This is a genomic window from Shewanella sp. (assembly GCF_051658185.1).
GTDB lineage: Bacteria > Pseudomonadota > Gammaproteobacteria > Enterobacterales > Shewanellaceae > Shewanella.
Window position 1 is genome coordinate 1 of record NZ_JBOFMC010000062.1, and the last position, 10,926, is coordinate 10,926.

The 10,926-nt window shown below is 48.4% G+C and carries 11 protein-coding genes; 5 read left to right on the plus strand and 6 right to left on the minus strand.

Features of this window, described 5'->3' with window-relative positions; genetic code table 11:
• Positions 1-368, plus strand: a 368-nt coding sequence (locus tag ACRCZA_RS02575) for an SPOR domain-containing protein (protein ID WP_438672925.1), incomplete at its 5' end; no start/stop codon positions are given.
• 334 nt (positions 369-702) lie between these two features.
• Here ACRCZA_RS02575 and ACRCZA_RS02580 read toward each other — a convergent pair.
• Genes ACRCZA_RS02580 through ACRCZA_RS02590 form a run of 3 tightly spaced genes read right to left on the minus strand, consistent with a single transcriptional unit; the run spans position 703 to position 3,062 of the window.
• Positions 703-1,644, minus strand: a complete 942-nt coding sequence (locus tag ACRCZA_RS02580; RefSeq protein ID WP_438672926.1) for an SPFH domain-containing protein — start codon at positions 1,642-1,644, stop codon at positions 703-705.
• Positions 1,644-2,579: an SPFH domain-containing protein gene (locus ACRCZA_RS02585; RefSeq protein ID WP_438672927.1), complete on the minus strand. Its 936-nt coding sequence runs from the start codon at positions 2,577-2,579 to the stop codon at positions 1,644-1,646. Before ACRCZA_RS02585 ends, ACRCZA_RS02580 begins: the two co-directional genes overlap by 1 nt.
• An 18-nt stretch (positions 2,580-2,597) precedes the next feature.
• A complete protein-coding gene (locus tag ACRCZA_RS02590; RefSeq protein WP_438672928.1) occupies positions 2,598-3,062 on the minus strand; it encodes an NfeD family protein in 465 nt (154 codons plus the stop codon).
• 468 nt (positions 3,063-3,530) lie between these two features.
• On the opposite strand from ACRCZA_RS02590, the gene ACRCZA_RS02595 reads away from it, so the two are divergent.
• Complete coding sequence (locus ACRCZA_RS02595) at positions 3,531-4,283, plus strand: outer membrane protein OmpK (protein WP_438672929.1); 753 nt, start codon at positions 3,531-3,533, stop codon at positions 4,281-4,283.
• Positions 4,284-4,355: 72 nt separating this feature from the next.
• Here ACRCZA_RS02595 and udp read toward each other — a convergent pair whose 3' ends face one another.
• From udp to ACRCZA_RS02610, 3 genes are all read right to left on the minus strand, one after another.
• Positions 4,356-5,114 (minus strand): uridine phosphorylase, encoded by a 759-nt coding sequence (gene udp / locus ACRCZA_RS02600; RefSeq protein ID WP_438672930.1) that lies wholly within the window; start codon positions 5,112-5,114, stop codon positions 4,356-4,358.
• 454 nt (positions 5,115-5,568) lie between these two features.
• On the minus strand, positions 5,569-6,744 hold the full coding sequence (locus ACRCZA_RS02605; protein ID WP_438672931.1) for a type III PLP-dependent enzyme: 1,176 nt from the start codon (positions 6,742-6,744) through the stop codon (positions 5,569-5,571).
• A 448-nt stretch (positions 6,745-7,192) separates the two neighbouring features.
• Positions 7,193-7,672, minus strand: coding sequence for a hypothetical protein (locus tag ACRCZA_RS02610; protein ID WP_438672935.1), 480 nt, complete (start codon positions 7,670-7,672; stop codon positions 7,193-7,195).
• A gap of 477 nt (positions 7,673-8,149) precedes the next feature.
• Between ACRCZA_RS02610 and ACRCZA_RS02615 the strand changes: the two genes are divergently transcribed.
• The 3 genes from ACRCZA_RS02615 to ACRCZA_RS02625 form a co-directional block, all read left to right on the plus strand.
• Positions 8,150-8,878 (plus strand): SDR family oxidoreductase, encoded by a 729-nt coding sequence (locus ACRCZA_RS02615; RefSeq protein ID WP_438672932.1) that lies wholly within the window; start codon positions 8,150-8,152, stop codon positions 8,876-8,878.
• A gap of 548 nt (positions 8,879-9,426) precedes the next feature.
• On the plus strand, positions 9,427-9,756 hold the full coding sequence (locus tag ACRCZA_RS02620; protein WP_438672933.1) for a c-type cytochrome: 330 nt from the start codon (positions 9,427-9,429) through the stop codon (positions 9,754-9,756).
• Between the two features lie 178 nt (positions 9,757-9,934).
• On the plus strand, positions 9,935-10,926 hold a 992-nt coding region (locus tag ACRCZA_RS02625), incomplete at its 3' end, for a DUF3373 family protein (RefSeq protein ID WP_438672934.1).

Sequence of the window (10,926 nt, forward strand, 5' to 3'; positions counted from 1 at the left end):
CCCCCGTGGCGAAAAAGGATCCCAATGCCTTACCGCCCAAACCTCAGGAAGAATGGACCTATCTGAATGAGTTAGAAAACAAAAATGTTGAAGTGGATATTCCAACGGTCACCGCGCCGCGCGTGCCACAACAATATCAACTGCAGTGCGCGTCCTTTCGTCAGGAATCTCAGGCTAATCAAATGAAGGCCGTTATTGCCTTTCAAGGTTTAGAAGCGCAGGTAAGACAAATAGAGGGCACCACCGGGACTTGGTTTAAGGTCAGTGTCGGCCCCTATGAAAGCAAGCGTGATGCCGAGCGCAAACGCCACGTATTGCAAAATGCCGGGATCAACGGTTGTCAAATTTTACCCGTGCCTAAGCCTTAACGGCGCTAGCAGGGTATTCTCCTTCAAGGCGGCCAGTGGCCGCCTTGTTTTTACTTATCCTCCATGAAAAGAAAGAACTCTCCCCCAAAATGTAGAGTGGCCCCCATTGGGTGACGCCTTTGAATAGCATGGATGCCCCTCTAAAGCCAAGAGGAGAGCCATTAGAGCCCCCAACTGAATATGTCGGCAGCAATATATGCTGCAATCGCAACAGCAAAGCTGAGGGCGCAAAGCGCAAAGCACAATGCTCAATGTTCAACGCTCAAAGCTCAACGCTCAGCGCTCAACGATGAGTCTCTGCTCGACATTCAACTAACGCGGTGATGTCGACTCGCTACTCTTTGTTGGATTTTTCTTTTAAACCAATGCTGTTCATCCAGTAATCAAAATCAACCATATTACCGGGCAATACCACTCGGCTGGTGTTATGACTTAGCCCATTGAGCTGCTTCAGATACTGTTCACCCAGCTGCATTCTCAAAGCGTTATGACCGCCTGGGGCGGCAATCACCGACGCTAAGCGCTCAATCGATTCGGCTGTCGCGCGGGATAAGGTTAAAATTTCCTCGGCTTTTCCCTCGGCCTCGTTGATACGGCGCTGCATTTCCCCCTCTGAGCGGTTAACGGTTTCTGCCTTGATCCCTTCTGAGCGGTTAATTTTACTTTGCTTATCGCCCTCACTCTTTGCCAATAATGCCCGGCGCTCACGCTCAGCGTTGACTTGCATTTCCATGGCATTTTTAACGGTTTCTGGCGGAGTGATATTTTTAATCTCATAGCGGTGCACGCGGATCCCCCACATAGCCCCGGCTTGATCAAGCACTTCAACCACCTTGGCCGAAATCACATCGCGCTCCTCAAAGGTGCGATCTAAATCTAACGTGCCAATTACCGAGCGGGTCGTGGTCTGTGCCAATTGGATTGCCGCATAACGATAGTCAGTGATGCCATAGCTCGCCTTAACCGGATCGGTCACAGAGATATAAATCACCCCATCGACCTCCACATTCACTTCATCACTGGAAAAACATTCCTGCGGAGGAACGTCGATTGTTTCTTCTTTTAAGTCATGGATATAGGCCACTTTATCCACAAAAGGAATTAAGGCATGAAAGCCAGCATCGAGGGTGCAGTGGTACTTACCTAACCGCTCAACAATATAGGCGGATTTGGTGGGCACTAAGCGAATTGATTGGAACAGCTTGATCACAAACAGCGCAAAAATCAGCCCCCAAATCGCCATCACGGCCACATCGGTATCCAGTGGAATATTCATTAGCGCGCTCCTTTCGTGTTAGGCTGTTGACCGCTCACCGCGTGAGTGACTTGCTCCATGCCTTCAAAAAAACCTTCAAGTTTGGCCATTTCCGCGGGGACAACGGAGACCTGCGCGTCGTGAAGGATTTTACCCACTTGCGCAATAAACTGCTCTTTTAACAGCATATTCATGGCGTCATTGCCGCCATTTACCGACAACGCTTGAGAAATCATGGCCATTCCCTCCGCCTTGGCTTTAGCAATGATGGCGATCTCTTGCCCTGTGCCGATAGCCTCATTAATCCGCTTTTGTTTTTGCCCTTCTGAAAGATTAATGGCCTCCTGCCGTTCGCCTTCAGACATATTGATCATCGCCGCCTTTTCGGCATTGGCGAGGGTGATTTCGGCGCGCTTACGTCGCTCGGCTTCCATTTGCTTTTCAAGGGTGTGGATCACATGCCGTGAAGGGGTTATGTTGCGGATTTCATAACGCAGCACTTTGATCCCCCAAGGCTCGGAGGCTTTATCAATTTCACGCACTATCGATTCATTCAAACTATCTCGCTCAGAAAACGTCTCGCTTAACGTCAGCTTACCAATTTCAGAGCGCATCGTCGTTTGCGCGAGGTTCACCGCCGCCTTGCGATAATTTTCGATACCGTAACTGGCCAACTTACCATCCATCACTTTGAGGTAAACCAATCCATCCACCTCTAGCTGAGTATTATCCTTGGAAATACAGCTCTGAGGCGGGACATCGAGCACTTGCTCACGGGTATCGTGCCGATAGGCCACCCGATCGAAGAAGGGGATCAGAAAATGAAAACCAGGTGATAACACAGTGCGAAACTTGCCTAAGCGCTCAATCACATGCACCTCACGCATCGGCACGATCAGCATCAATTTATAGAGAATAAAGATAATAAACAGAATAACTAAGGTAAATATGAACATAGACTCATCCTTTAGTTGTTACGATATATCCTGCAAAACAGGCTCGACTACCAGCGCAATATTTTCACGGCAAATAATGCGTACTTGACTGCCCACGGCGATAACGCTGCCATCACCAAGCGCAGGCCACTCACTCCCTTGAAACTCGACCCGCCCTGGGGTTTGCCCCGGGCCAATCGTTTGTTTTACATGCGCAATTTGATTATAAATCTCAAGTTCTTCATCGGTGTTATCCACATGAGAATCGCCACCGACGACGGCTTGCGTGACTTGCCGAAAAGTCAGTAGCAGCACGATGGCCGCGATGAACCACAGCGTCAGGCTCTGCACTACGCCCTCAACGAGCCCAAGCCCTAAGGCGCCGGCGACCAGTAAGCAGGCCGCGCCAAGCAAGATAACAATACCGCCGGGCACCAGCAACTCGGCTAACATTAAACTAAGCCCCACCAGCGACCACACTACAATCGGATTTGAAAACGCCATACCCCCTCCTGAAATAACAGTGCCATTAGCGCACTATAGCAGCATTATTGATAATAGACATAATATGTCAAAATGGCACTTATTGGGTCAAACGCCATCATCCGCTCAAACGCGGCCTCATCACTCATGGCACTAAAGTGCGGTTCTAAAGCGCTGTTCTAAAATCCAGTACAATCAATTTTAATTGATAACCCAACCAGCCTAATTGAGAGGCAAATCAAACCAAAATAAATTTAAAATCAACAAATTATACTTGTGAGCCACCAAAACAAATTATGTGATTTTTCCAACAACATTCAATAAAACTTTTGAATAACCCGGCATTTTTGCATATATTGCCCCGACTTTAGCGAGCCCTTTGACACCGCAACTCATCGTCTGCGCTCCTTTCCTGCAAACGATGCTCCAGTCAGAGCGTGGATTGAGTACAACACGATTTAGCTTTGCCCTTATAATCAGGAAATAATAATGAAAAAAACCTCTCTATGTTTAGCATTAATGCTTTCACCATCAGCATTTGCTGGCGATTTAGTGCAGTGGTGGGATGTAAGTGCCACCGCACTTTATGGTGAAAACTACGATCTGGCCCCATCGGACAAACAAGTTACCTTAACCCTCGAAACCGCAGGCGCTTGGAAATACGGTGATTGGTTTGCCTTCCAAGATTTCACCTATTTCAAGGGCAGCCACCAAGGCATGGATAGCACCACCTACGGTGAAATTTCGCCACGCTTTAGTGCCAGTAAAATCCTGGGCGAAAAAATCGCCTTTGGCCCAGTGACCGATCTGTCACTCGCCTTAACCTATGAAGAAGGCGAAGGCCCTGTCCACAGCCTGTTATACGGATTGGGGGTGGATTTAGCCGTACCTTACTTTACCTATTTCAACCTCAACACCTATCGCCGTAACGGTTTAAGCACCGGTAACAACAGCGATGGCTGGCAAGTTAGCCCCGCCTTTCGTATCGATATTCCCGTTGGATCAGCCAATATCGTGCTCGATGGCTTTATCGATTGGGTCTTTGCCGCCGATGACAATGGTTATGAAGAAAACTTCCACTTCAATCCTCAGCTAAAATACGATTTAGGTAAAAGCCTGTTTGGCGAGCACAAAGCCAACAAGCTGTTGGTCGGTATCGAATACGATTTGTGGACCAACAAGTATGGTGTAAAAGGCGTCGACCAAGACACTTACTCTGTGATTGCCCAGTATCATTTCTAAGCTTGAGCAAAGATCAACAGGATCAAAAAAAGGTGCCTTTGGCACCTTTTTTATTACACCGTCGCGTAACCTTTAAGCCAAAAGTTTTTTAGCCGCAGTCACCACGATAGACACCGCACTGACCTCAGTTTGCTTCATCGTCGCCTCATCGGGGATCTCTTGCTGGGTACGGTTCACTATCACCCCTGCCACGCAAGCGGCGCGCCAGCCTTGAGTGGCACACATAGTAAACAGCGTTGCGGACTCCATTTCATAGTTGAGTACGCCCATGTCTTGCCATTCTTTCATTGAGCCGGCAAATCGGCGGGTAACGCGGCCAGTCACAGTATCGTAGCGCTCTTGGCCTGGATAAAAAGTATCTGAAGATGCCGTGATCCCAATATGCGGCTCAAGCCCCGCATCCCGACATGCTGCAACCATCGCGGTGGTACAATCGAAATTCGCCACGGCGGGGAACTCCATCGGCGCAAAATGTAAACTCGCACCATCCAAACGGACCGAGGCTTGGGTCACTATCACGTCACCCACATTCACATGCGGCTGAATGGCGCCAGTTGTGCCCACACGCAGAAAAGTGGTGACCCCTAATTGCGCCAATTCTTCCACTGCAATGGAGGTCGATGGGCCGCCAATACCAGTGGAACACACGACCACGGGCTTACCGTCGGCATAGGCTAAATAGCTGGTATACTCCCGGTGACTGGCAAGAAACGTGGCATTGTCCATTAACTCGGCAATGCGTTTTACCCGCTCAGGATCCCCCGGCACAATCGCCAAGGTTGCACCATCGAGCATCGCTTTCGTTAAACCTAAATGAAATACCTCAGCCATTATGAAAACCCCTTTCACTTTTGATGATTACATACTCATATTATCGACTTTAACGCAGTATTGAAGCGGATAAGGTTAGCTTGATCACATAACACTCGGCAAACTTTGGGGGGTTGTTCGTAATGAAATCACCGCGAGACTCATCAACACACTGCGCCTAACCAAAACGGCCGACATAACAACGACAAACCGTAAGTGCCCACGCTGCCCGCCGTGCTCTCCCCCAAGCCCGCAACGCTGACAAAGTGTGCACCACAACCCCGCCATCTGCCAGAATGTCATAGCGAAACAAGTTAACTTTATCATTTTGCTTTAAAAATCAGGATAATCGATGGGCTGCACGCTGGACAATGCGCCGTCAACCAAGCGGATAAACAGCGCATAAAAGGGGCATAAAAGGAGCAGAGAGGCAAGCAGACAAGGGCTGTAACACCCTTGTCTAGCACTCAGGGGATCACAGGTAGTAATCCTTAAGGGGCGGAAAACCATTAAAACACACCGCCGAGTAGGTGGTGGTATAGGCCCCAGCGGTTAACCAATACAGCCGATCGCCAATGGCAAGATCTTGAGGTAAACCATAGCTATAGTGTTCATACATAATGTCGGCGCTATCACAGGTCGGGCCGGCGATCACGCATTTATCCAATTCGCCTTGTTTCTCGGTATAAATAGGGAATTTGATGGCTTCATCCATGGTTTCAATCAAACCCGAGAATTTCCCCACATCGGTAAACACCCAACGCTCTAACGCGGTGTAGGATTTTTTGCTGATCAACACGACTTCCGACACTAAAATCCCGGCGTTAGAGATTAATGACCGTCCCGGTTCAAGGATGATTTGCGGTAAATCGTCACCGAAATCCTCCTTCAAAAAGTGGGTAATTTGCTCCGCGTAAACCCCTAACTGATTGGTTTTATCAATATAGTTTGCGGGGAAACCGCCGCCCATATTGATCATCTTCAAGCGAATATTGTGCTCTTCACGCAGGCGATCGAAGATACCTTTCACTTTACCAAGCGCCGAATCCCACGCACCAATATCCCGCTGCTGCGAGCCAACATGAAAAGAGATGCCGTAAGGCTCTAAGCCTAATTGCTGTGCGAGGACTAGCAGCTCATAGGCCATTTCATTCTGGCAACCAAACTTGCGTGATAGCGGCCAATCGGCGGTATCCGTGCCTTCGGTCAGGATACGCACATAAATCCGCGAGCCCGGCGCTTCCTCGGCAAGCATGCGCAGATCCGCTTCAGAATCAGTGGCGTACATACGCACACCTCGCTGATAAAAGGCGCGCACATCCTGGCGTTTTTTGATGGTATTGCCATAGCTGACGCGATCGGCGCTCACCCCAACATTCGTGACCATATCGAGCTCATAAATTGAGGCGATATCAAAATTTGAGCCCTTATCTTTTAACAACGTCAAAATCTCTGCCGCAGGATTCGCCTTAACTGCATAATAAACCTGGGCATAAGGAAAACTATTCACCATGTCATCGTATTGTTTCGCAATAATACTGGTATCGATCACGACGAATGGGGTTGCTTTATCTTTGGCGAATGCTTCAATTCGCTTAAAGGTATCCATATCATAATAATCAGCAACATCAATAGATTGAAATTGGTTCATTGACGTAAAGCTCTCCTTGGGGTCGAGTGGATAAAAAAGACGATTCGTTGTTAAAAAACGTGCGCAGTAGACGACATTTTTAAAATTTACGCAACGAATTTTTATGCTGATTTACTCAATTTTTATTCCACAAGTACACAACCCAACCCAGTGCAAAAAATGTGCAAATAAAACAAGGTATTACCCAAAATCATTAGGGTAACGAATCGGCTAGGGCGTAGTGATCGCTGCCGTGAGCTTCAGGCGCAAGTAAATGACACCAGAAAGTGGCACGAAAAAATGGAGCGAGAAAATGGCGCTAACGGGGGGTGTCAATGGCGGCATTAACCGCTGCGCTAAGGATAGGAAAAAAGGCGATGGATAACAGATGGATAAACTGGTGGGCGCCAGTTTATCCACTTAGGATGAGTCAGCAAAAAGGCACGGCTTGCTTAAACACGCTTGGTTGCTATTGGATATGAGCTTGTTTTGTAAGCGCCTGACTCAACGCATCGGTCGATTCAAAATAGGCAATCTCGACGATGTTACGTTTATCGAGCAGTATCATGGTCGCCATATCTTTAGTATCGGGCAAGGCTCGGCTAACTTCACCTTCACGGTCAAGGCCAATGGCAAAGGGCAGATCCTGCATTTGCGGGATGGCAACAAATTTGGCAATCAGCGATGGCATACCACTGATATCAGCCACATACACCACCTGTTCCAAGGACTGCTTGCCAGTTAAAGATTGCAGGCTTTCTTTGATGATATCACCGCCTTTCATGCTGCGACTAAAGAGCAGGACCTGAGTATCGTCGGTAACATTGATGGCTTTATCATGCTGGTCGAGTAACGTAATTGGCTTAATCGCATCTCCAGCGACATAACTGGCGGCAAAGGCCCAGATAGGGGTTAATAAACAGGACAAACATAACAGCAAGGCTCTCATAACATTTAACTCCATATTAGCATGAGAGGGCAGCATACCCGACTCGCCCTCTTGGCTCATTAACACAACCGTAATTACATGATGCGCCTCACAATGCCCAATGGTGCCAGCAATAAGTGTTATCGCGCGCAGCACTAAATACACGCCTAATCCCACACACGGCTTTGCCATGATCGCATGACCCCGCTAGCGCGGAGCACTGAATATCAATAGGACGCATTGCTACAGCCTAGCAGGGCTAGCCCGCTCACACACAGCCAGCACCGCCGCTCCACCTTGCACCAAAATCATGAATGAGCCCACCTCCCCAAAAAAAACGGCCAATGACATAGAAAAAACCTATGACATCCAGTTGCAATAAGTATTTTCCGCCCGCCAAAGTCCCGCCTATACTCAATGCCAAGTTCAAAATCGATAGCGTCTTGACTGGCGCCATCAATAGCACTCCGCTACCAGTATCCAACAATAGGAATGAAGATGAATCCAACGCACCCCTTAGTCGTTATTACTGGCGCCTCCTCCGGCATTGGCGCAGCTATTGCCAAAAGCTTTAGCGCTGCAGGCCACCCACTCTTGCTGCTGGCACGCCGAGTTGAGCCAATGCAAGCACTTGCCTTACCAAATAGCATGGTGGTGGGCGTTGATGTCACCGATGCCGCAGCGATTAACGCCGCAATTAGCCAAGCAGAAGCCAAATTTGGCCCTGTGGGTTGCCTGATCAACAACGCGGGCGTCATGCTACTTGGGCAAATTGATACTCAAGACCCTAGCGAGTGGAGCCGCATGCTCAATATCAATGTGATGGGCGTACTCAATGGTATTCACGCGGTCTTGGCTGGCATGAGGGCGCGTAAAACCGGCACGATTATCAACATTAGTTCGGTGGCCGGACGCAAAACCTTCCCAAACCATGCGGCGTACTGCGCCACTAAATTTGCCGTGCATGCCTTAACTGAAAACATCCGTGAAGAAGTGGCCATGGATGACGTGCGCCTAATCACTATCGCCCCCGGCGCAGTCGAAACTGAGCTCCTCAGCCATACCACTCGCGACGATATCAAAGCAAACTACCATGAATGGAAAAAGCACATGGGTGGGGTGATCGCCCCCGAAAACGTTGCCGCCGCGGCACTTTTTGCCTGGCAACAACCGCAAAATGTCTGTGTCCGTGAGATTGTATTGGCTCCCACTCGCCAACAACCTTAAGCTACGACTCGTCACACGACAGATGAGCCCCACTCTGATGCCTCTCTGGCGTCAACGCTGCGCGCTTTCAATAGCGCGCAGCCTGCGCAGCAACACCACTGATTGCTCGCTCACACTTGAGTGTTAGAACCCAATATTTACCCGATACATCCCTATCAACATGGCTATCAACACCTCTACCAACATGACTATTCATCGCGGGAAGCGCGTCAAGACACGGCTCCACCACCCAAAATTCACAAAACGTTAACTTGATCACCCTCCATTTTTAGCGTTTTCCTTTTCATGCCCCAGCAAACCCTATAACAAACCATCATAAATAAAACTCTAAGCCATTGTTTAAATTAGAACTAATTTAAACAAGCCAATTTCAAAACCTAAACCATTAGATTTTTATCAATGATATTTTTATCAATTAGTTTTTTTTAATGAAAGTGACGCGCTTCAAATAAACATTTCACAACCTTTGGTAAATTTATTCACAAGGCGGAATCAATCACCACATTCCGCCAACAAAATCATTTAGATGGTACCCAAGAAAGGATGAGATGATGAAAACTTCAACTAAGATCGCAATTGCCGCCGCGCTGATGGGTTGCTTAGCGACCCAAGCCTATGCTGCTGAAGGTGGCAATCCTAAAAAAGGTAAACACCTTTATAAAAAACAATGTAAAGCCTGCCACAGCCAAGCCGGCGAAGGTGGAGAGCTTACCCCAATGAGCAAAACCATGAGCCAATGGGATCGTTTCTTCGACAAAGATAAACACAAACTCAAACCCGAAGCATTCAACGGCCTCACCGAGCAAGATCTCAAAGATATACAGCAATTTCTGTATGACCATGCCGCCGACTCTGAGCAGCCGCAAACCTGCGGTTAATCACTGCCAAGCCTAAAGCAAAGGGATAACCACAGGCCTGCAACTGTAAGTTAACCCATTGATATAAAAATCAAAGCCCAATAAGAGCAACATGGGGAGCACACCTCAGGGACTCCTGTTGGGTAAATTTGGCACAGGGTCTTGAATCGGTGCCAACGGAATACTCAGGGAGAACCCTATGCGTACACTCATTTCAATACTTGTTGCCAATGCGCTGTTTATGTCAGGCCAAGCCTTTGCCGCAGCCAATGATACTCAAGCAGCGACTCCAGCAGACACCCAAAAAATGGCTGAGCTTAAACAACAGCTTACCGATATCACTGAACAACTCGATGAACTCAATAGTCGTGTCGATAACACCGAGCGACACACGTCATTAGATCGCCTTGAAATTACGGGTGACTTTAGAACCAAAGCCCACTCGCTGCATTACCGAGATGTGGTTTGGAACCCTGCGATTAATGTCAATTTCAATGACTTTGGTGCCAAAGCGATGTCGGGCGTTTTTGGTATGCCAAACGATCCTAACTCGCCACTCGGAAAAATGCTGCAAGCCAACCCAGACCTTGCAGCCGCCTTCCAAAATGGCATGTTGCAGGGCGTGATGCCCTATGTACTCGCGCCCAAAAGTGTACAGGACATAGATAACGATATTTTTTACACCACTCGCCTGCGATTAAATCTAAAAGCCAAAGTATGGGATAACGTCAGCTTTGCTGGTCGTTTGAGCATGTATAAAAACTGGGGCGACTCAACCGGCGTACAAGTATTTGATTCTTGGCGGTCATTCACTATGGATGGCACCAGCAGCGGCAACACCAGCGGTGACTGGCTACGGGTAGAACGCGCCTATTTCGACTGGAAAAATATCAATGGCTCTGAGTTTTACCTCTCTATTGGTCGTCGCCCATCCACCTACGGCCCACCAAGCCACTACCGCGAAAACGAACTGCGCGGCGGCACGCCCTCAGGCCATTTAGTCAACTTTAACTTCGACGGTGCCACCTTAGGTTACAACCTAGGGGAAATCACTGGCATTGAAGGACAAATAGTACGCTTCTGTTACGGCCAAGGCTTTGAATCCCAATGGGGTAATGGCGAAATGTTTGGCGATATCGTCACCAAAGATACGCATCTCGGCGGCTTTAATATCGATGCCATTAACGATGG

What these genes read in the sequence shown, in the direction of transcription:
- ACRCZA_RS02620 (WP_438672933.1), top strand. Translation starts at nt 9,427, where the DNA reads ATGATGAAAACTTCAACTAAGATCGCAATTGCCGCCGCGCTGATGGGT.
- ACRCZA_RS02610 (WP_438672935.1), bottom strand. Translation starts at nt 7,672, where the DNA reads ATGAGAGCCTTGCTGTTATGTTTGTCCTGTTTATTAACCCCTATCTGG.
- ACRCZA_RS02615 (WP_438672932.1), top strand. Translation starts at nt 8,150, where the DNA reads ATGAATCCAACGCACCCCTTAGTCGTTATTACTGGCGCCTCCTCCGGC.
- ACRCZA_RS02580 (WP_438672926.1), bottom strand. Translation starts at nt 1,644, where the DNA reads ATGAATATTCCACTGGATACCGATGTGGCCGTGATGGCGATTTGGGGG.
- ACRCZA_RS02585 (WP_438672927.1), bottom strand. Translation starts at nt 2,579, where the DNA reads ATGTTCATATTTACCTTAGTTATTCTGTTTATTATCTTTATTCTCTAT.
- ACRCZA_RS02595 (WP_438672929.1), top strand. Translation starts at nt 3,531, where the DNA reads ATGAAAAAAACCTCTCTATGTTTAGCATTAATGCTTTCACCATCAGCA.
- udp (WP_438672930.1), bottom strand. Translation starts at nt 5,114, where the DNA reads ATGGCTGAGGTATTTCATTTAGGTTTAACGAAAGCGATGCTCGATGGT.
- ACRCZA_RS02590 (WP_438672928.1), bottom strand. Translation starts at nt 3,062, where the DNA reads ATGGCGTTTTCAAATCCGATTGTAGTGTGGTCGCTGGTGGGGCTTAGT.
- ACRCZA_RS02605 (WP_438672931.1), bottom strand. Translation starts at nt 6,744, where the DNA reads ATGAACCAATTTCAATCTATTGATGTTGCTGATTATTATGATATGGAT.